We start from the raw sequence: 21,434 nt of genomic DNA, 5'->3' as shown, positions 1-21,434 counted from the left end.
CCAGCTCCTTTAAGCGTTTGATATCCGAAGTTTCCATTCCGCCGTATTTTTCCCGCCATTTATAAAAAGTTGAATTACCCATGCCATATTTACGGCAGAGTTCCTTGACAGGAATACCTGCTTCAGCTTCTTTTAAAATAGCGACGATTTGATGTTCAGTCATTTTTTTCATAATTAAATCCCCTTTTACTTTTATCATAGAGAATTTTCTACTTTTTTGCTGTACTATTTTAGGGGATAGTTACACAAGATCTCTCTCTTCAGGTTTCAATTGAGGAACTATTTCTATATTTTTATACTCCCTATTCATTCCTGTTCCCCAGAAATCTTTTAATAGCCCTCTTTCTAAAACAGTCATATTTCCGCACTGTGCTGTATAAACTACGGGTATTGATTCTGTTCTTGCCACACTCAGAATGGAAGCGCAATTGTTAATTAAATTTTCTTTGGTTACTAAAGACAATGCACTCAGAAAGTATTGCTGCATATCATGTATTAATAAAATACATCTGGAAGGTTCTAAAACCCAATTAACGATTGTAACTATCCCCAACTCGGTACTCGCCAGTATCGGATAACTAGGAGAAGTTGTATGTAATTTAAAGTGAGAGTCTCTTATGTTTTTCAAAAATAATTCATCACTATAGACATGTATTAATCCAGCTTGTCTAAGGCTAAAAAAAGATTTGTGTGCTGATTGAATTACGACGAAATTCACACCGAACTCTTCATTCAATTTTTTTGCAATATATGGGGCACTTTTGTGACGCATTTCTTTGTTAAAAAAGGTCCAACCTCCCCAAGCTTCATCAATAATCACATTTTTTATCCACTTATTATTATGGAAAACAGAATTAAGAAACGGCTCCATATCTAACATTAAACCTTCATAAGACTGACTATTAATTATTAATGTATCGTATTTATTTTGAATAATTTCATTTAAGTGATCAGAGCTTATTTCTGTTAAGAATCTTTCATTACAGATTGTTTCTTCATTTATATAGTCATGATATATGTTATAATTCTGTAAGCTAAAATGGATGCTTTGATGTACACTTTTTTGAACCAACACCCGGGATTTTTTGGATAGAGAGTTAATAGCTATTTGATTAGATATTGTTGAACCTGCTGTTGTAAAAAGAGTAGCATCACTATTGAATATTTGACTGGCCACTTCCATGCTTTTTTTAATCTGATTTGAGGGTAAAACTAAAGAATCAAAAAATGGTTGAGTAACGGTTTTTTCAAAAATGCATAAATTTTCCATTAATTTTTTATATTTACTATAATAAGCCTCTGATTTTATAGCTTTGATATTTTGAATTGGTAAAACATGAAATGACGACTCTATCATTTTGTCTAATTTCAATAAAGATTCATATATTCTCATTTTCATCCATCATCATTGATTACATAAGAACTTCATTATTTTTAATTATGGAATATATCGCAATCAGAAATAATGAATAACCTTATTACATTTTTTACGCTATCAGCTTATGAAGACAATTAATTGTAATATTTTTATTCAAAATATCAGCCCTGAGTAATTTACGACCTATCAAATCTGATTTGAACGTGGTAATTTCTGAGGAGTATCACTTTTGTATTTATAATTTTTAAAACTTTCTGTCGTAATATTTATCACAATACCTGCAAGTAAGACACAAGGTACCATGATCCATAATGACCCAATACTAAAAGCCTAGTAAATAAGTATGCAGCTCTGTAGCTATTATCTTCACCAATTTTAAAGAAATTAGAACCTAAATATGTTCGTAAAGAAATGATTGAAAGAACGAAAAAGCTAATTAACTCTTATAAAAAAACAAATAAAATCAATACCTTTCCTGACTGATTTTTTATGAGAAATAAGATGCTTTTTTGTTATAACAATAGAATATTTTTGTTTTGTGGTTGTCTTGGCAATTAAGGAAAAGTGACTTACAAGAAGTGTGTAATAAGTAATAAAAATGCCCTAGTTTAATTCAAACAAGGGCATTAATACTTATCCTTTATTTATTAAGCAACACCAGGAATGGTGAAGTCCATAATAAGTAGCAGGGTTGGTAATATAAAGATAGATAAAACCGTTGATGCAAAGAAAATGCTTGATGCTTGTTCTTGTTCAACATTCCAATTGTAAGCCAAAATAACCGCTGTTGATGCTGTTGGCATTGCCAATAAGAAAACTAATTCTTCCGCTTCCATACCTGTGATACCAAATAGATATACGGAAATAAGTGCAACAATTGGTGTAATAAAACTTTTCAACACAACGTTAATCATTAACGGTTTAGACAATTTCAATTTAACACCATGAATACCAACACCGACCGCAATAAGTGAAATAAAGTTACAAGCATTTGACATAATATCAAAGGTGTTAAATACAAAATGTGGTAGCCATTTAGTACCATCGGTAACACTTACAATTAACCCTAAAATAACGGCTAAAAACATAGGTTTCATAAGTGAATTTTTTACCGCACTAAAGATCATATCACCGGTGACTTTACCGCCAGATATTTTAGTATCACAAAGTTCTAATAAGAATATTGTCATTGGAATCAATGATAATGCAACAACAAAATTAGCAATCGCTACCGAAATAGTTGATGCAGCACCTAACATTAACGTCAAGAAAGGTACTCCCATCCCCCCCATGTTTGGAAAACAACATAGCATTGCATTCATCGCTGTCGATTTTAACTCTTTATGCAAAATGTATTTATTAGTTAGAAAACAAATTATCCATAAAAATGACATAGTGCAGAAAAAGGCTATCATCCAAATACCATTAAATATCTGCGATGGTTTGGCATGAGATGTATGCACAAAAAGCAATGCAGGAAAGACAAAGTTTGATACTAGTCCTGATAATAATTTTTTAGAATCTTTTGTAAAAATACCTTTTTGTACACATAACCAACCAAGAAAGATTAACAAAAAAACTGGAAGACAAGAACTTATAACTTGCCCAACTGCAGACCAGATTAGATTCATTTTTTAAAACTCCTAAAATAATATTACTTAAAATACAAATTCGGTAAATGGTCGGTAACTTCAGATTAGATATTATATTTATTGACCTAGCTAAAATAAGTGGGTAACAAAATCGAATATATTTATTACATGTAAAACGATATTCTTCGTTGTTGAAACTTGATATTATTAAATGCTATTTCGCACTTAGTATGCTTAATTAAAGACATTCTTTAATGAAAACCTTTGTTATATTCAAATGTAAAATTGAGTAACTTGGATATCATTATACTTATTCTTCTCGACCTTGTGTAAAACAAGAGCTACTAACTGTCTTAAAAACTCAAAAAACCATTAAAACTTTACTCAAAACTTGTTAATAATAGAGTTTTATTTCTTTAAAAAACAATAAATAAGAAAACATAAAACATGAGTGTTAAATTATAGTAAAAATTAATATTGCACTAAAATTCCCTAAATGATGTTTTTTATAATAAGGTATTCATTATAAAAAAACACACCTATCATAGTTAATAATTTGATTTACTTTATTTATATAGAATTGCTACTACAAAGCTTTATTGTTGATATTCGTATAATGACAATGAATAGAGAAAATAATATATAGTAAAGTTTGTTTAGAAATAATCAATTAATGACTTGCATAATGTAAATCATTTATGTGATATTGTAAAATTAGTAATGCAATTTTGGCTATTTTTAAGCTAAAAATGTTCTACTTTTCTCAAAAGTGTTAGTTTAACTCCAATACTCCTTATTTTTTAATTATCAAATTCAAAATTATCAGCTTTAGCAAAAATATTGTACATGTATTTAAAAGTACCATAAAAATTAATTGCGGTTAGAAATTTTCATAAATATTTAAAATAACCCTTCTTGTTAAAAATAAAAGTACTAATTTGGTAATAAAATATGGAAAGTTATGATCCCATATTCACAATTGAACTACGAAAACGTCTTAAAGCAATTAAAAAGAATACAGTACCAATTACCAATAACCACGCAAATGAAGTCCAAACCACGCTTAAGCCAGCACCTCGATACAGTATTGCCTGCCCTAATTCAACAAAATGCGTGGTTGGAGCAAACATCATAATGTTTTGCACAATTTCAGGCATGCTTTCACGCGGAGTACTACCCCCAGATAGCATTTGTAGTGGTAATAAAACTAAAATTAGTAACATTGCGAATTGCGCAGTAGATTTTGCTACTGTTGCCATAAATATCCCAAGTGACGTTGTAACAAAAAGATGCAATGCAGCTCCAATCAAAAATAAGCTTACCGAACCTGCAATTGGTACTTTTAGCCAACTATGAACAACTAACAACAATGCCACCCATGTTGATATTAATACCACAAGCCCCATTGACCATACTTTGGAGAGCATAATTTCAAAAGGGGTAACAGGCATAGCAAGGAGATGGTCAATCGTACCATGTTCCCGCTCTTTCATTAAGGCGGCCCCAGTTAAAATAATCGATAATGTTGTCACAATATTAATAATTTCCATGACTGAACCAAACCAAGATCGCGTTAAATTAGGATTAAATGCAGTATGCACTTGTATATTAACGGGCAAATTAGTTGCCTTACTGTAACGATTAACATATTCAGTCACTTCACCAGTAACAATCTGTGTTATATAACCATTCCCAACAAATGCTTGCCCCATTCGTGTTGCATCAATATTAAGTTGAATTTCTGGACTTTGACTATTTAGCACATCACGTTGAAAATTAGGCGGAATATTTAAAGCAAACGTATAATTATCCGTATCCATACCATGATCAACATCGTTCATTGAGTATAATTTAACGGGATCATTAAACATTGGCGGATAAAATGCTGCAATAATTTGCCGTGATAACGGTGAGTCATCTTCATCAACAACTGCAATCGAAGCATGGTGCAACGAATCAGATGTTGCTGTTGCGGCAATGTAAATATCAAAGGTAAAGCAATAGGCAATTAACAACAACATGATAGGATCACGCAATAACCCCCATAACTCTTTTATTCCTAAGCGATAAATATTAATTAAACTTTGCATAATATCTATCCTTCTTGTTTTTTAAGAAGAAAAATACTTGCCCCAAGAACAATGGGGATTGTGACCAATAAAGCAAATATTGAATTGTGCAGATCCATAAAACCAAGTGCTTTATTAAACACACCGCGAGCAATAATTAGCATATGTGTTGTTGGATAAACTTCACCAATATAACGACCACCACCTTCTAGAGATGCGACAGGATTGAGTAATCCCGAGAATTGAATTGCTGGTAGCATTGTACCTACACAAGTTAAAAAGATAACAGCAATTTGACTACGAGTAACAGTTGAAGCTAACAAACCAAAACCCGTTGAAATAATGCAGTAAGCAAAGGCAGCAAGGCATAAAGTAAATAGACTTCCTTTTACGGGAACAGCAAAAATGGTGATTGCCATAAATAACAATAATAAAAAGCTAAACATGGAAATAATGATATAAGGCACTTGCTTACCTAGCAAAAATTCAGCTTTAGTTACTGGAGTTACATATAAATTGATAATTGAACCCATCTCTTTTTCACGCACAACCGATAAAGCTGCCAGCATAGATGGAATCATCAATAATAAAATTGGTATTACAGCCGGCACCATAGAAGGTAAGCTTTTAATATCAGGATTATAACGGTATCTTGTTTCTATATTTGCCAAACTAGTTGAGGATTTTCCTGTTACTTCTTTTACTTTTTCACTTAGCCAAGCAAGATGCATTCCTTGAACGTAACCTTTAATTGTTTCAGCTCGTAGCGGCATTGCCCCATCAATCCAAATAGCAATATCAACAGGATCACCTCGTTGTATATCTCGACCAAAATTGGGAGGGATTTCAATCGCTAAAGCGATTTCATTACTTCTTAACCGCGCGTCCATATCGTTATAATCTGTAATTGGCGCTCTTTCAATAAAATAACGTTTAGAACCTGATAAATTAAGAATATAATTTTGACTAATTACACTTTGATCTCGATCAAGCACAGCAAAATTCAGATCTTCAACATCCATCGTAATGCCATATCCCATAACTAACATTAAAATTGCTGAACCTAATAACGCTAATAATGCTCGTAAAGGATCTCTAGATAATTCAAGTGTTTCACGCCATAAGCAACCTATCATACGGTTAAGACTAAACCCTTGAACATGATGATGTGGTAATGTTTTTGTTGCTTGATTGAGTATTTCTTTTGGTGGTTCAACAGAGTGTTCTTCTGCATTACTATCATCAGCTCCTGCATCAACAAGATAGTTAATAAAGGCCTCTTCTAGTGTTTTAGCATTTTTGGAGCTGATAATGTTATCTGGCGTATCGCTTGCTAATACTTTACCTGCATGCATTAATGAAATTCTATCACACCTTGCAGCCTCATTCATAAAATGAGTTGTGATAAACACTGTTACTTTATCTTTTCTAGACAGTTCGATAATTAAACGCCAAAAATCATCTCGAGCAATGGGGTCAACGCCGGATGTTGGTTCATCAAGGATAAGAATCTGTGGATTATGCACAACAGCAACTGACAATGAAAGCCGTTGCTTTACCCCTAAAGGTAAGCTATCGGGTAGATTTTCTGCATCTTGTTCTAAACCAAAACGTTTTAGTAATTTTTCAATGCGGGCAGGTATTTTACTTTCTTCAATACCAAACAGGCGTGCATGTAGAACTAAATTTTGTTTGACCGTTAATTCACTATATAAAGAAAATGCCTGAGACATATACCCCAAATGACGCCTAACGTTAATATCACTAGCATCAACAGGTTTACCAAATAACCATGCTTCTCCTGATGAAATCGGCAATAAACCCGTTAACATTTTCATGGTGGTTGATTTACCACAGCCATTTGAACCTAAAAAGCCAAATATTTCACCTTGTTTAATTGAAAAATTAACATGATCAACTGCGATAAAATTACCAAATTGTTTAGTTAAATCTTTTGCTTCTATGGCTGTTTGCAAATCTTTATTAAGATCTAAAGGTGGAATTTCGACAGTTTGATAACCTTGTCTAGCACTTTCTGGCATTAGCTGAATGAATGCATCATCTAAATTATCTTTTCCTGTCTTAGCTAGTAAGGATTTTGGTGTGCCAGTTTCAAGAATCTTACCGCCATACATCGCCACCAACCAATCAAAATTTTGAGCTTCGTCCATGTAGGCTGTTGCAACAATCACACTCATTTGTGGTCTTTGTTTACGAATTTTGTTAATTAACTGCCAAAATTGAGCTCTGGAAAGTGGATCCACCCCAGTTGTAGGTTCATCAAGAATTAACAAATCAGGATCGTGGATTAAAGCCGAACATAAGCTAACTTTTTGCTTCATACCGCCGGACAGTCTCCCTGCTGGTCTTGATAAAAATGGATATAACCCAGTACTACGCGTTAATTCATCAATACGGCGTCGACGCTCGGTCGCATCATTACCAAACAGACGAGCAAAAAATTGTAAATTTTCTTCAACGGATAAAGTCGGATAAAGGTTTTTGCCTAACCCTTGCGGCATATAAGCAATACGTGTGCAAACATTTTTACGGTGTGTTTTATCTTTCATATCACCGTCAAGTACATATACTAAACCATCTTGAATAACATGCGCACCAGCAATTAATGATAATAAACTTGATTTTCCAACACCGTCTGGTCCTATCAATCCAACCATACATCTTGGCGGTATAGCTAAAGTGATATTATCAAGAGCAAGGTTCTTTTTATAATGCAGTGATACATCACTAATTTTTACCACTGCATCATCGAACGATTTAGCTTCGGTTGATAAAGCTAAATCTTTATTGTCGGATTCTGACATATGCTATCCCCAATTATTTTGTTGGACATTTTGCAACATCAGCTAAGCCTGACGGCCACGAAGCTTTTGGATCAAGTTTTACCCAAGCCACGCCTGGTAAACCTGTTTTAACTTGATTAATAAAGCATTTTAATAATTCAGGGCTTAATTGCGCTTTTACTCTAAACATCAATTTTTGACGCTCATCTTTAGTTTCAACTGTTTTAGGCGTAAACTGCGCAACGCTTGATACAAACGATATTTTTGCAGAAATTGCTTTATCTGGTAGTGCATCTAAAATCAATCTCACTTCATCACCAATACCCACTTTACCTGCGACCGTTTCAGGTAAAAAGAATGTAAGATAAACATCATACAAATTAACTAAATTTAATACTTTTCCGCCTGAAGGTAAAACTTCACCTAATTGTGCTATTCGGTATTGAATACGACCGTCAACAGGGGCATTTAAAGTACTATCATCAATATCAGCTTGAATTCTTTTAATATTAGCACTTGCAACATTGATTGCCGATGTGGCGCTATCAACACCCGCTTCGGCCACTGCAATCGCTGCGTCAGCGGCAGTAACTTGTGATTTGGCAGAATCTAGTGCTGCTTTAGCATTGTTTACTTTAGCAGTATCGTCATCAAATTGTTGAATAGATATTGCACCTTTTTGATATAGTGCGGTAGTTCGTTGTAAATGTTTTGAGGCGATATCTAAGTCACTTTCCTTTTGGCTTACACCTGCTTGCGCTGCAACTTTATCACTCATTTTTAATGCTACTTGCGCTTTAGCACTTGCTTCATTACTAACCGCTTGGCGGTATTGTGCTTGGGCTTCATTAAGTTGTGCTTGTAAGGTATCAGTTTGCATGACGACTAAAGCTTGACCGGCTTTAACAAAATCGCCCTCATCAACATTAATTTTTTCTATTCTACCGGCTAATTTAGCTGAAATATTGATTTCAGTCGCTTCAATACGTCCGTTGCCACTAATAAAATCTGAACCATACCCATCAGTTTTTAATTGCTGCCATAAAATAAAAATAATAGAAATAATAACAACTGCAATAACAATCCATTTCCTGCTTATATTTTTCATATAACACCTTATTTTTTTAAAACGATTCATAATAATTTTTAACGAGATAACAAATCGTTATGGCCTAATCAATTGCATCGTTTAAATAGTATCAAATGTTTATGGCAAATAATATCTGTTCATAAAACAATCGCAATAAAAGCTAAAAAATTAAGCAGGATGGTTTTATATTTTATTTATAGATTTGAAATTAATAACATCACTACATTATGCAATAAAGCTGATATGCTCATTACAAATTGATAAGTTATTTATAATAAATGACTTATTATTTTATATTTTCAAATAATTTATTAACAATATAAGGATGTAAAATAGCAACGGGTAACATATATAATTTCCCCCAGATATTGTGATTTTTAACTGATGCAATTAAATATACTGTATTTTTACTTATGTCATTACCTTTATCTACAACACGAATACAAACACATACATCTAAATGGCAATCTTTTACAACTAATGTCAGTTTATCATCGGTTTCCTCTGTTATGGTAAAAAAATCGGCCATATTGCTTTCGTCTGGTTGATGCTTATCTTCCGCAGAACTATCAAATCCATTAATCGCTTTGACACCGATTAATTTCACTAAACAATCCCTTATTTTAAAGAGTATTTTTAGCCATCTAGGTTGATAAGATGTCATCATTTTATAAGCTTCATAGGCTGTCAATTTTTTAGAAATATCTTTTTTTTGACAATCTAAATAATCGATTTTTTCTGCAATAAAGCTTACATTATTAGGTAATGTTTGCCGTACTTTTATGATATTGTTTTGTTTATTTTTCATATAATTATTCCCCTTCCTCCTATTATATAAAATGCTTATCTAAAACATGAATAAAAATCATAAAAAAACACCACATTCAACAAATTTAGCAGTCAATTTAACTCCTAATCAGCTAACTATGCATTAGTTAATGTACATATTGAATTCTACCTAGATTAAAACATTAATTGAAACAACGTGGTTAGTTATATGCAAAAAATAATGTAAATGATATGCTTATAACATTATTAAAAGTATATTTTCGATTTGTCATTTAAAGGTGAATTTATGACGCTACCATCTTTTTTAACACTGTATAATGAATTAATTTCAACACCTACAATTAGTAACGTTACTAACGAGCAATTAGATTATTCTAACAAACCACTCATCGACAAGTTAGCCTGTTGGTTTGAAGATTTAGGTTTTGCTATTGATATCCAACCTGTTCCTAATACTCGTCATAAATATAATATGTTAGCTACTTATTCAAATAGCGAAAATAAAACCCAAGGTGGTTTATTGCTAAGTGGACACAGTGACACTGTTCCGTTTGATGATGGGCAATGGACTAAAGATCCCTTTAAGTTAACGGAAAAAAATAATAAGTTATATGGACTTGGCACCGCTGATATGAAAGGCTTTTTTGCTTTTATTTTAGATGCTCTGCGTGACATTGATCTTAAAAAGTTAACTAAGCCCATTTATATCCTTGCCACCGCCGATGAAGAAACATCGATGGCTGGTGCCGCATTTTTTGCGAAGAATACTAAATTACAACCTGACTGTACTATTATTGGCGAACCAACATCGTTAATCCCCATCAGAGCACATAAAGGATTTATCTCTAATTCCATTAAAGTCATTGGTAAATCAGGGCATTCTAGTGATCCCGATAAAGGTATTAACGCTATCGAAGTGATGAATTTAGTCATTGAACGCTTGTTAGTACTAAAACAAAAATTTAAAGAACAATATCATAATGACGGGTTTAGCGTTCCTTACCCTACTCTAAATTTAGGTGTTATTCACGGGGGGGATGCAGCCAACCGTATTTGCGGTTGTTGTGAGCTAGTGATTGATATTCGTGTATTGCCCGATAACGATGTTGATTCACTTTATCATGCGCTTTGTGAAGCACTGCAACCAGTTATGGATAAATATCCAAATCGAATTGCTATAGAATACGAAGTTGCCCCAATTCCGGGCTATGAGTGCAAAAAAGATCATCCAGCATTACAACACATTGAAAAATTAGTTGGTCATAGTGCGCAAACAGTCAACTACAGCACAGAAGCCCCCTACCTAAACCAAATTTCACCAACGATTGTATTAGGACCTGGTTCAATTGAACAAGCGCACCAACCCGATGAGTTTATTTCAATGGACTTTTTAAAACCAACTAAAATAGCAATAGAACAACTAATTAAGGATTTTTGTCTTTAATCTGTTTTTTATTCGCCGATAAAATAACATCGGCGAAATTTTATAAAATAAATCTAACTAAATGGAAAAAGTTGCAAAATCGGTAGCGATTTCAGTATTTGCAAAAACACTTTTTGCTTCATTAACTAACTTTTTATTGTTATTCAAATTATATCTTGGGCTTATATGAGTCATAATAAGTCTTTTGACATTAGCTTTTTGGGCAATCATTGCCGCATGTATAGTGGTGGAATGACCACGTTCAATAGCCTTATCAACTAAAGCATGTTCTTGGGTTGCTTCATGAACAAGCAAATCAACATCATTAGCAAGATCAATTGAGGTTTGGCAAGGAATAGTATCACCTAAAATTGCTAACTTTCGGCCTTTTTTAATTTGACCTAAGTAATCTGTACCATTAATTATTCGCCCATCATCAAGTGTAATTGTTTTACCATTTTTAAGATCGTTATAAAAAGGACCAGCCTGAATATTATCTTGCTTTAATTTATCGATATTAAGCTGAGCTGGTAGATCTTTTTCGATAATACGATAACCAAAACACGGTACACGATGTTGTAATAATTTTGCTTCTACTTGAAACTGATTATCTTCAAAAACGGTACAATTTTCTTCAAGCTCAATGATGTTAAGAGGATAGGTTAACCAAGAATAACTAATTTCAATAACAGTTTCGATAAGAATTTTAATTCCTTTCGGAGCAATCAATGTTAAAGGCGATTGATTCTGCATCAAGGAACGGGAAGTTAAAACACCTGGTAGTCCAAACAGATGATCGCCATGTAAGTGTGTTAAAAAAATGATCTCAAGTTTAGCAAGACTAAACTTGGCTTTTTGCATTTGCATCTGAGTTGCCTCACCACAATCAAAAAGCCAGAATTTACCGCGCTCTTGTCTCAGATCCAATAAAATACAGCTCACATTACGTTGTAATGTTGGGGAACCAGCACTTGTCCCTAAAAAAGTCAAATTCATAAAGATTTAAACATTTTTACGTTCAATAGTCTGCTCACCCCAGAACAACTTATCGGCTTTGGTTTTAGAAAACGCAATTTTCAACACTTCATCACTACCTTCTGACCAAATTTGTTCGGCAAGTTTTTCATCATGGTTAGCTAGCTCAAAAATAGCCTCAGCAATTTCAATCGAGGTTTCACGAACAGAAGCCCAAGATTTAATATCATGTATTTCTTTTTTATCGATGTTCATTTTGCTACTCCTTTGAGTTGAATTAGAGGTAAAATAAACCTATTTAATGCAAAACACAATAGGCCAAATACGTATGATAACAATTATTTCTCCGGCGAAAACTTTGGATTACCAATCTCCATTATTAACCCAAAATTACACACTTCCTCAATTTATTAACTCAACTAAAAAACTTATTCAAGATTGCAAAAAACTAAGTGTTGAGAATTTAGCTAACTTAATGTCTATTAGCAAAAAATTAGCCGAACTTAATTATGAGCGATTTAAAGATTGGCATAGTGATTTTAATCTTGAAAATGCAAGACAAGCTATACTTGCTTTTAAAGGTGATGTTTATGAAGGATTACATGTTGAAGATTTTACTGATAAAAATCTAAAGTTTGCACAATCCCATTTAAGAATATTATCAGGTCTTTACGGTATTTTAAGACCACTTGACCTAATTCAACCTTATCGGTTAGAAATGGGGATCCGCTTAAAAAATGGTAGTAACACTAATCTTTATCAATTTTGGGGCGATAAATTAACAGAACACCTTAATAGTGAACTAGCCAAAACATCACATCGCACATTAATCAATTTAGCCTCAAACGAATATTTCAAAGCGATCAAACCAAAACAATTAAATGCAACTATAATTCAGCCTATTTTTTTAGATCAAAGCAAAGATACCTATAAAGTTATCAGTTTTTATGCAAAAAAAGCACGCGGACTAATGAGCCGATACATTATAAAAAATTGCATTGAAAAGAGTGACGATATTAAAAGTTTTAATCTAGAAGGCTATCAATTTGATTCGAAACGATCAACTGACTTAGAATGGTACTTTATACGCAATCATCAATAAAATAATAATAATGGAATTTCTTACTACATTATGGGCACAGTTTTTATCTACTTTGCCTTTATTTATCTTAATTTTATTAGGATATTTAGCTGTTAAAATTGGTCGTTGGCAAAAAACAGTAACCGACAGCTTAACTAAATTTACTTTTTATATTGCATTCCCCATAATGCTGTTTCAGATTATGAGTCATTTTTCTGAACAGTCGCAAATCGATATAAAAGTGTTATTCGTATTTTTTGGTGGATCATTTATCGTCTTTGCGTTTGGTTGTTTGGTTGCATCAAAATTATTTAAATTAACAGGTTCAGAAAGTACACTTTTTGCTATGGGTGGTATCTATACTAATACCGTCTTTGTTGGCATTCCCATCATCAAAATGCTACTTGGCGAGAAAGCAATCCCCATTGTAGCCATTATTGTTATATTTAACGCTCTGATTTTATGGACACTTGCTACCGTATCAATTGAATTTGTTCAAATGGGTAAATTTTCTGGACGGAGCTTTATCAAAGCATTAAAAAACGTATCAAAAAACCCTATTATTATTGGTATTTTTGCTGGGATTGTGGTGAATTATATTGGATTACCTATGCCTAAATTTATCAATCAGTCAACAAAAATGGTCAGCGATATGACTGCACCACTCTCATTAATTGTGCTAGGTATGGGACTGGCTGAATATAAAATTCGCGACAAATTACTTATTACGACCTCTATCTGTATTTTAAAATTGGCTGCATTGCCAATTGTTACTTACATTATGGGTAAACTATTAGGTTTACCAATTTTGGAATTACAGGTAGTGGTATTACTTAGTTCGGTTTCAATTGCAATAAATTGTTATATGATGGCAAGACAGTTTGAAGTGTTACAAGGACCTATTGCTTCAAGCTTACTAATATCAACGACGCTGTCTTCTATTACAACGCCGCTAATTTTATCGATTATGACACATTTACCTTAACTGCTTATTGTGCTTAACTCAATGATCGATTTTTAACTTTGTAGTGTAGCAATAGTGCCAACACAATAACTACACTACCTAATATAAAGCGTAACCAGTCTAATGATTGATGCCAAATAACCACATTCACTAAAATCCCTGTTGGGATAACCACATTATTCATAATAGCCAAAGTGCCCGAATCAACTTTTGTCGCGCCAAAATTCCATAAAAAGTAACATACGCCAGAAGCAACTACGCCAAGCCAGATAATAATACTCCATTGTAAAATAGTTGTAGGTAATTTTGATGCATTGCCAAAAAGTAACCAACCTACTGTTGCCACAATTACCGCCCCCAAGTAAACCCAAGCAAAAGCCTGATGTTGAGGCATTGGATATATCTCCATAATTCTTTTATAACCAACCTGCCCTAAGGAAAAAACAATATTAGCCCCTTGAATTAATAAAAAGCCAATAATAAAGTTTGCACTAATATGATCATAACGAATAATAGCGGCACCAATAACTGCTATTATTGCCGTAAAAAGGTAACTCAATCTTAATGGATGACGTTGCAGTAAATCATAAATAACTGTGACATAAATAGGTGTAAAAATGGTAAACAACAGCACTTCAGGTACCGAAATATATTGGAAGGAATTATAATAAAAAAAGTACATAATTCCTAATTGACAAGCCCCAACACCCATTAAAAGAAATAGGGTTTTAAGCTTAAAATTTCTAAAGTGTAAAAAAGGTAAAAAGGTAATAAATGCTAACACAACACGCATAACCACAGCAAACCAAGTATCAACCTGTCCACTGATATAAACACCAATAAAACTAAACGAAAACGACCAAATAATTGTTACAAAAATAAGATAAAGCATAATTGATGAATATAAAGAAAATAATAGAGACGCATCGTATCAATTGGCTTAACACTTGTAAACTTTATATCATAAAAATTGATTACTATGATAAAATAATTGACAATCTTTAGGAATTGCTAGCGCTATATACAATAGTCTGAGAAAACACGGTAATGAACATGCATAAAAAAATTTAATAAATAAAATTAAATGTTAGTGATAAAAAATTGGCTAACGTAGCCTCTTTGGTGAAAATCTAAAACGTTGTTTAAAGTAAAAAGCAAAACGAGAGCCCGATTCATATCCCACTTCTTGGGCAATTTGTAGGATCGTTTTTTGGGTGGTTTGTAACAGCATTAAACCAAAATTCATTCTTATATCTAAGATAATTTTGGATAAATTATATCCTTCTAAAGCAAGATGTCGCCGTTAAGTTGATTCGCTCATAGCAAATTGTTCAGCAATTTCTGCTGCCTGCCACTTTTTGTCTGGCTGCTGGTTAATAATTTCGCGAATTTTTTGGCTAATTTTCGGGTTATTATTCAGGGGAATAATACACACCAAATGCAGATAATCTGATTAATAATTCAATAAATAAATGTTTAACAAGATTAGAATTGCATTGATTATGTGTAAATAATTCTGTTTTAATCTGTATCAATCGAGTAATAAAAGTTTCAGGTAATATTGTTTCAACTTTGATTTTTTTTAAGAATTTGACTACTCTGATAAAGATGAGATAAAGCAAATTGTTCTATTAACTGTGCATGCCAAGAATAACAGATGGCTTGATAATCCTTATCATCAATATAAAAATTATTTATATTCATTAAATTACCTGCTGGAATCAGGCTAATTGACCTGTTTTTACTTTAAAATATTTGCCCTCACATTCAATCTGTTTTTCGCCATTTATGACATAGACAATCATTGGATCATTGCTTTGAATCTGTTTTAGAGTTTGATTACAACGTTGTGTTATATAAGTCACTCGACCAATTGAAGCAAAATCCATAATCCTAATAGCCTATTAACCAATATCAACGTGAGTAGGAGTAAATCATATCTGCCTTCGCTATTTGATGCGAATTAGCAATAAAACCAATTAGAGCTGGTGTAGTTTGTTCATCAACCTCAATGTGATCAATGTCTAGTGCATAAAGTGTAAATTGATATCGATGAGTCGAATTTAGCGGAGGACATGGTCCTCCATAATTTATCACGCCAAAATCATTACGTACTAATCTACTTCCTTTAGGCAATAAATTGGGATTATTTCCTGCTGATTGTTTAATAAACGATGTTTGTACAGGAATATTAACAATCACCCAATGCCACCAACCAGAACCTGTTGGTGCATCAGGATCATACATAGTTAATACTAAACTTTTTATCGTTTTGGGTAGATTTTCCATGAAATTTGTGGAGATATATTTTCGCCTTGGCAACCAAATTGATTGGATATAAACCGAGTAGTAAATCCATTATTGATAAGATCAGTGCTAGTTAATTGTAATTGTGTCGCATAACTGCAACTTGTGCTCAATAATAATGTACTATAAATAATGGCTTTCGCTTTGCACAAAATACGCATGTTGGCTTCTTTTAACGATTAAATAAAAGACATCATAAGGAATTTTCAAGCTATAATCGGCACAAATTAGCTTAAATCTGACACAAATTCGATTAATATTATCATTCTCTTGCGACTAATACTCGTTCAACCGTATCAACAATGGCTTGAGTTTGTGAGTCAATTTCAATTTTGACTTTGTCTCCTACTTACTTGTCAAAAAGGCAAAAGCTTCAATCGGGCTTTCTTTAATACGTTAAATGGTTGGGCGAATGACCATAAAGCTTTTAGCCAAATCAGTAACAGTTATTTTTCTTTATGATATAAACGCCATATCTCTTGTCTATGATAAGGCGTTAGTTTTGTTTTTTATGTATATCCATTACAGTATGTTTCTCAAATTACCGTAAACAATGCTAATAAATCCTACACTTCATTATTAATAAACAGGATAGACAGTACCACTCAGTTGGTATTTTTGTTCAATTTGGGCTAGCTCTTCTTTTGACCCCGCTTTCGAGGCTCTGTCTAACCCTTCAATTTGCCTTGAGGTGACTTTAATGCGTGGTTCAACATCCATAAAACTTTTGGCATCGTCTCGACTGTAATCTATATATCTTAAACCCGCTTTATTTAATGGCCTGTCCGTTCCATACTCCATAAAGTGGCTGATCCAGTTCCAAGCATAAGCAAATTGGTTGGTTTCACCAATATAGATATATTCAATCGTTTCATGACTGTTTGGCTTACAAGCTACGCCAAACAACATATGGAGTTCAATTGTACCACCACTAGCAAAGGCACCTGTTGAACTTTGTAATACCACATGAAAGTCGACCCAATCATAAACTTTAATTTGATATTTTTTTAAATCCTTGAATGCACTAAATGGCAACCAAAATGTAGTCATCCATTTTATTGCCACTGCTTCGTAAAGATACACTTTACCTGTTTTGCGATTAAAGCGAATAGGATTGCTAAAGGGAGCAAAATAGGCAAAAAGAAAATTGAATAGAGTGTGATAACAAATAATGCTAAGCACAATGATCATTAAAAAAGAAATAAAAGTAATCCACCATATAAATTCTACTCCTAACCAAAAATGAAAAAACAACATAAAAGAAGCCAAATTAAAATATAATATTAAGAAAAATGTAGCACTTGTCGCACCTATTTTTCTATAACGATAAATTTCAAGATAGTTATCATTGGCACAAGCTATATAGTTTGCTTCGCTGATAATTCCCAAACCACTAGTTTTACTAAGGTCTTGATTCCAGTTTACTATTTGCGGTTGATAGCGTGATGGCATATTTTTGTTCCTTTATAATCTATTTATGGTTTAAAACCATGATCCCATAACCGTCAAATTCATAAAATTGATGAAGCGGTTGTGACTCTTCTATTTGGTCGCCATTTATGATATCGGTTTTTTTATAGTTAAGTTCAACGGTATAGAGTAATGATGTAATGGCTTTATGATTTACCTCGGCTAGCTTAAAGCGAATAACCAGATTGGTTTTAGTACCTTTTACTGGTTTTAATGTGTAATCACTATTATCGTTTTCAACCTCTTCTGATTGATATTTAAACATTCTACCTTTATCGTGGGTGAATATAATATAGGGACGACCATATAATTGTTTATTCAAACTATCTTCAAGGAGTTTCGGTTCCAGCATTTTACTTATATTATTATGGTTAAGTTGTATTTTCACCTTTAAGTCTGGGTTTCTTTTATCCATAATAGTGACAATAAATGCTAATTTATCGTTTTCCATATCGAAGTCATGAATGGTCATATCAAGGTAAAGCGAGCGATATATAAATTCAGCTAGTAAAATTTCTTGATTTTTATCGGGCTGTGCAAAGCGCAATTGCGGTGAGAGGCCTGATATCAACACCGAAAAATCATTTATCGCTTGTTTGCATCCAGCGATTGTCATTGGGTAGCGCCCATTATCAATACCAAAGCCACAACGGGCAAACTAGCGTTCTAGCTTACTACGCTCAAATAATGTGGAAATATAAATAATAACACCTGCAACAGTAACAATAACCCCCACTACTGGTACCATCGCTACTGGAAGCGTTAAAGTCATCAATTTTAATGTCATTGCTGCACCAACCATTATAAAACCACCTGTTAATTTTAGTATCCCTGCTACAATTTCTTTTTCATTAAGAATTAAATTACCACCTTTTAAAATCTCTATCGCGCCGTCTGCTATTGCTAATATACCAAGCCCTTTATCGACAAAATTGAGAAATTTGTTTGTGACATTAAAAACTTGCTTCATGCCATAAGCGAGTTTCAATTTTGGTGGTGTTAGTCGGCTTTCGCCATAAGGATGACGTGTTAAAAAGTTAGTCATCTTAAGTGCGGTCATACCTGTTGCCATTTTGATAATATGCCCGCCAACTTCGGCCTCCATACCTGCGATAGCGATTAAACTCGAGGTTAAATCATAAAGCAGAAAGGCTTTTTGTATTGGATCGGTCTCGGTTTTAATTTCTTCCAGATTATTTTTAAATGCATTTAGCGTAAAATGAATCATTACCACATTTAAAAAGCATTTTGCTAAACCGCTGACAACAATTTTTTGGTTTTCAGTTTGAACATGATATATTTTTTTCGATTCTTCTAATTCTTTTAATAGCGATTGTTGTAAGTCGTCGCCATTTGCCATTACCGAAATTTCAACTTCTTTGGGCACGCGATTGGCAAATTGTCGAAATTTTTGAATTGATAAAACCTCTTCATTGGCTAATTTTTCAAATTCTTCCAATAATTTTGGGGTTACTCGAGGATTTTCGGTCACCATGGCTATTTCAAGTGACACGGTTTTTTGTCTTATTGTTTCGTATTCTTCACGGGTAAAGCTTCGGGATTTACCGTTTACATCCATAATGTAAAATTTAGAATCTGCTTTGTTAAAATATAAGTTATCACCTTGTGCGTTTTTTAAATTAGTTTTGAAATTGCGGTTGCCGAAATTTCGCCAATTCGGTTAAATACTTCGGCAATATCGGTCATGCGAATATTTAAGGTTGTTTGTGTCACTTTACCATTTGCTATTTTTTCGGCTAAAAGTTTTAAACGCTCTGATATTAACGTTTGGTTAAGTAGAACTTTGCCATTACGGTATTCGGTTGCTATACCTTTGCTAATATCAGTTGCCAACGATAAAATATGATTACGGATTAAATAACCAAGAAGAATATCCCCATCTGACGTACTGACTTCTGCACCAAATATTGCATTGACACTATCAACCATCGCTTTGTTAAACTCATCATCTGACGAATCATCTTCTGACGTGGAACCATCTGTTTTTGGGGGGTCGGTTGTTGATGAAGGATCACTGTCGGTTTCTAGAAACAATTGCTTATTATCACCCGCTATCACTCGATAGTAATAGCTGTTTTCGTCTGAGCACAGTTCGTCATATAAAGCTTTGACATCGTCAGTTGGTGGAATATGACTGGATAACATAATATGTGCATCATCAAGGTATAACTTATGAAATGCTTTAAGTTGATAATCAAATTCCACTTCCCAAAAACGGTTTTTATTACGTTCACTAATAACGGTTTGTGATAACTTGGAGTTTCTGCCTGCTTTACCAAATAGCCAACGCGCATAATAGGCATAATCTTTGGAATAGTCTAATAAACAGCTTTTGACCATACTTTGGTAGTCTCGCCTATCTTTTCGAAAAGTTTCAATTTTATTAGTATCAAGCTGTTTTTTTAATTTGTTCCAATTTTTTGCAAAATTTTCCTCGGCGGATTTATTTTCAGGAATAAATTCACAGGTACCATAATTAGTTAAAGGGTGATTACTACAGATATCAATTTCGCTACGAGTCAAATGGTTAACTGTGCTTCCTGACTCATCGATTGTATGGCGAATATATCCCGATGAACGCTCTTTATAAAATTTATCTATTGATTTTTCGTAAGCGTCGATGGTGTTAAGCATTGCATTTTTATATTCAAATTCATCAGTATGAATTAAGCTAAACACATAGGGGATCCCTGTGTTTTTGTCTTTTTTATGGATTAAATTTCTATCACCCGTAAAATTATTGTTGACTTCACGTTGCTTGTTTATCGAAAAAGAATTCAAGAATATTGTCAACAGATATTAAATTATAATCCGGTAATGGTCTTAATTTATCAACTAGCAAATAACGATTCTTTTTGGAGTCATTCATTAATTTAACAAAATTATCTAAGTGGTATTTCATACTATTTCTATCCTTACCATTTTGTTTTGCATATTGCACTGTCTAGTAGTTAAGTTTTAATACAGCACAAACTTATTGTTTTCGAAATTTATATATTTAATTTATGATATATATAATTATGTTGAATAATAGAATTACCGCTGTTCGTAAGCAATTATCAATTTCTGTTAATAGGTAAACCAAGCTATATAAATAATTTAACCTATTATAAAAAGAAAACTGACCCTAACTAATGATGTGGTGCTAAATAAAAAATAACTGACAAATAACTAGGGCGTGTTGATCTTTCATGATTATTTTTTAGACGGCATGATGTGAGTTATAATAATTCAGCCAAAAACAACCATAACTCGATTCATCATGCCAAGAACAATGCTAACAGATAAACGGTGGGAAAAGCTACTACAAATAATGAAAAATACCGGCCGAGTTTATAATAAATCCGAGCATCGGATGACGTTTGAAGGGATCCTTTTCCGAATGAGAACCGGTATTCCTTGGCGAGATTTGCCAGAAGAGTTTGGTGAATGGAGCACTGTCTATAGGCGATTTAATTTGTGGTCTAAAAA

22 protein-coding genes and 2 pseudogenes are annotated in these 21,434 nt (G+C 33.1%); 4 read left to right on the top strand and 20 right to left on the bottom strand.

The window, feature by feature from the left end:
• The 7 genes from A9G31_RS10435 to A9G31_RS10405 form a co-directional block, all read right to left on the bottom strand.
• Nucleotides 1–172: transposase (locus tag A9G31_RS10435; RefSeq protein WP_176700394.1), on the bottom strand; the 172-nt coding region annotated here is incomplete at its 3' end.
• Between the two features lie 69 nt (nucleotides 173–241).
• Nucleotides 242–1,399: an isochorismatase family protein gene (locus A9G31_RS10430; RefSeq protein ID WP_081299410.1), complete on the bottom strand. Its 1,158-nt coding sequence runs from the start codon at nucleotides 1,397–1,399 to the stop codon at nucleotides 242–244.
• Between the two features lie 626 nt (nucleotides 1,400–2,025).
• Nucleotides 2,026–3,009 carry an AEC family transporter gene (locus A9G31_RS10425; protein ID WP_065561589.1) on the bottom strand — a complete coding sequence of 328 codons (984 nt, stop codon included), beginning with the start codon at nucleotides 3,007–3,009 and terminating at the stop codon, nucleotides 2,026–2,028.
• 920 nt (nucleotides 3,010–3,929) lie between these two features.
• Nucleotides 3,930–5,060: an ABC transporter permease gene (locus A9G31_RS10420; RefSeq protein ID WP_065561588.1), complete on the bottom strand. Its 1,131-nt coding sequence runs from the start codon at nucleotides 5,058–5,060 to the stop codon at nucleotides 3,930–3,932.
• A gap of 5 nt (nucleotides 5,061–5,065) precedes the next feature.
• Nucleotides 5,066–7,864 carry a ribosome-associated ATPase/putative transporter RbbA gene (gene rbbA, locus A9G31_RS10415; RefSeq protein ID WP_065561587.1) on the bottom strand — a complete coding sequence of 933 codons (2,799 nt, stop codon included), beginning with the start codon at nucleotides 7,862–7,864 and terminating at the stop codon, nucleotides 5,066–5,068.
• A gap of 13 nt (nucleotides 7,865–7,877) precedes the next feature.
• Nucleotides 7,878–8,951 (bottom strand): HlyD family secretion protein, encoded by a 1,074-nt coding sequence (locus A9G31_RS10410; RefSeq protein WP_065561586.1) that lies wholly within the window; start codon nucleotides 8,949–8,951, stop codon nucleotides 7,878–7,880.
• Between the two features lie 268 nt (nucleotides 8,952–9,219).
• Nucleotides 9,220–9,741 carry a DUF2867 domain-containing protein gene (locus tag A9G31_RS10405; RefSeq protein WP_065561585.1) on the bottom strand — a complete coding sequence of 174 codons (522 nt, stop codon included), beginning with the start codon at nucleotides 9,739–9,741 and terminating at the stop codon, nucleotides 9,220–9,222.
• 267 nt (nucleotides 9,742–10,008) lie between these two features.
• Here A9G31_RS10405 and argE point away from each other — a divergent pair, with 267 nt between their 5' ends.
• Entirely contained in the window at nucleotides 10,009–11,166 is a 1,158-nt protein-coding gene (argE, locus tag A9G31_RS10400) for an acetylornithine deacetylase (protein ID WP_065561584.1), read from the top strand.
• Nucleotides 11,167–11,223: 57 nt separating this feature from the next.
• Here the strand turns inward: argE and rnz are convergent, their stop codons facing one another.
• Nucleotides 11,224–12,141, bottom strand: coding sequence for a ribonuclease Z (gene rnz, locus A9G31_RS10395; protein WP_065561583.1), 918 nt, complete (start codon nucleotides 12,139–12,141; stop codon nucleotides 11,224–11,226).
• A 6-nt stretch (nucleotides 12,142–12,147) separates the two neighbouring features.
• Entirely contained in the window at nucleotides 12,148–12,375 is a 228-nt protein-coding gene (locus tag A9G31_RS10390; RefSeq protein ID WP_034910542.1) for a YccJ family protein, read from the bottom strand.
• A gap of 73 nt (nucleotides 12,376–12,448) precedes the next feature.
• Here A9G31_RS10390 and yaaA point away from each other — a divergent pair, with 73 nt between their 5' ends.
• Together yaaA and A9G31_RS10380 are read left to right on the top strand one after the other, a co-directional pair.
• Complete coding sequence (gene yaaA / locus A9G31_RS10385) at nucleotides 12,449–13,222, top strand: peroxide stress protein YaaA (protein WP_065561591.1); 774 nt, start codon at nucleotides 12,449–12,451, stop codon at nucleotides 13,220–13,222.
• 10 nt (nucleotides 13,223–13,232) lie between these two features.
• Nucleotides 13,233–14,186 carry an AEC family transporter gene (locus A9G31_RS10380; RefSeq protein ID WP_065561582.1) on the top strand — a complete coding sequence of 318 codons (954 nt, stop codon included), beginning with the start codon at nucleotides 13,233–13,235 and terminating at the stop codon, nucleotides 14,184–14,186.
• A gap of 13 nt (nucleotides 14,187–14,199) precedes the next feature.
• Here the strand turns inward: A9G31_RS10380 and A9G31_RS10375 are convergent, their stop codons facing one another.
• From A9G31_RS10375 to A9G31_RS11895, 11 genes and pseudogenes are all read right to left on the bottom strand, one after another.
• Nucleotides 14,200–15,057, bottom strand: a complete 858-nt coding sequence (locus A9G31_RS10375; RefSeq protein WP_065561581.1) for a carboxylate/amino acid/amine transporter — start codon at nucleotides 15,055–15,057, stop codon at nucleotides 14,200–14,202.
• A gap of 213 nt (nucleotides 15,058–15,270) precedes the next feature.
• Nucleotides 15,271–15,441, bottom strand: a pseudogene (locus tag A9G31_RS12285) (helix-turn-helix domain-containing protein); the annotation flags it as partial.
• A 445-nt stretch (nucleotides 15,442–15,886) separates the two neighbouring features.
• Nucleotides 15,887–16,054 carry a hypothetical protein gene (locus A9G31_RS11900; RefSeq protein ID WP_176700393.1) on the bottom strand — a complete coding sequence of 56 codons (168 nt, stop codon included), beginning with the start codon at nucleotides 16,052–16,054 and terminating at the stop codon, nucleotides 15,887–15,889.
• Between the two features lie 25 nt (nucleotides 16,055–16,079).
• Nucleotides 16,080–16,454, bottom strand: coding sequence for a YbhB/YbcL family Raf kinase inhibitor-like protein (locus A9G31_RS10370; RefSeq protein ID WP_081299408.1), 375 nt, complete (start codon nucleotides 16,452–16,454; stop codon nucleotides 16,080–16,082).
• The gene (locus tag A9G31_RS11480) at nucleotides 16,430–16,633 is read right to left on the bottom strand and encodes a hypothetical protein (RefSeq protein WP_081299407.1); all 204 of its coding nucleotides are present in this window, start codon (nucleotides 16,631–16,633) and stop codon (nucleotides 16,430–16,432) included. Before A9G31_RS11480 ends, A9G31_RS10370 begins: the two co-directional genes overlap by 25 nt.
• A gap of 101 nt (nucleotides 16,634–16,734) precedes the next feature.
• Nucleotides 16,735–16,821, bottom strand: a pseudogene (locus A9G31_RS12280) (riboflavin synthase); the annotation flags it as partial.
• 230 nt (nucleotides 16,822–17,051) lie between these two features.
• Entirely contained in the window at nucleotides 17,052–17,924 is an 873-nt protein-coding gene (locus A9G31_RS10365) for a DUF6708 domain-containing protein (RefSeq protein WP_065561580.1), read from the bottom strand.
• Between the two features lie 19 nt (nucleotides 17,925–17,943).
• Complete coding sequence (locus A9G31_RS10360) at nucleotides 17,944–18,558, bottom strand: hypothetical protein (RefSeq protein ID WP_065561579.1); 615 nt, start codon at nucleotides 18,556–18,558, stop codon at nucleotides 17,944–17,946.
• Nucleotides 18,559–18,600: 42 nt separating this feature from the next.
• Nucleotides 18,601–19,521 carry a hypothetical protein gene (locus tag A9G31_RS10355; protein WP_065561578.1) on the bottom strand — a complete coding sequence of 307 codons (921 nt, stop codon included), beginning with the start codon at nucleotides 19,519–19,521 and terminating at the stop codon, nucleotides 18,601–18,603.
• A gap of 56 nt (nucleotides 19,522–19,577) precedes the next feature.
• Nucleotides 19,578–20,642: a hypothetical protein gene (locus A9G31_RS10350; protein WP_065561577.1), complete on the bottom strand. Its 1,065-nt coding sequence runs from the start codon at nucleotides 20,640–20,642 to the stop codon at nucleotides 19,578–19,580.
• A 70-nt stretch (nucleotides 20,643–20,712) separates the two neighbouring features.
• Nucleotides 20,713–20,865 (bottom strand): hypothetical protein, encoded by a 153-nt coding sequence (locus A9G31_RS11895; protein WP_176700392.1) that lies wholly within the window; start codon nucleotides 20,863–20,865, stop codon nucleotides 20,713–20,715.
• A 360-nt stretch (nucleotides 20,866–21,225) separates the two neighbouring features.
• Between A9G31_RS11895 and A9G31_RS10345 the strand changes: the two genes are divergently transcribed.
• A partial coding sequence (locus tag A9G31_RS10345; protein ID WP_141671360.1) for a transposase occupies nucleotides 21,226–21,434 on the top strand: 209 nt, incomplete at its 3' end.

Origin of the sequence: Gilliamella sp. Gris1-4, from assembly GCF_001690335.1 — a bacterium.
GTDB classification, from domain to species: domain Bacteria; phylum Pseudomonadota; class Gammaproteobacteria; order Enterobacterales; family Orbaceae; genus Gilliamella; species Gilliamella apicola_P.
This window is presented reverse-complemented; position numbering and strand designations above follow the sequence as displayed.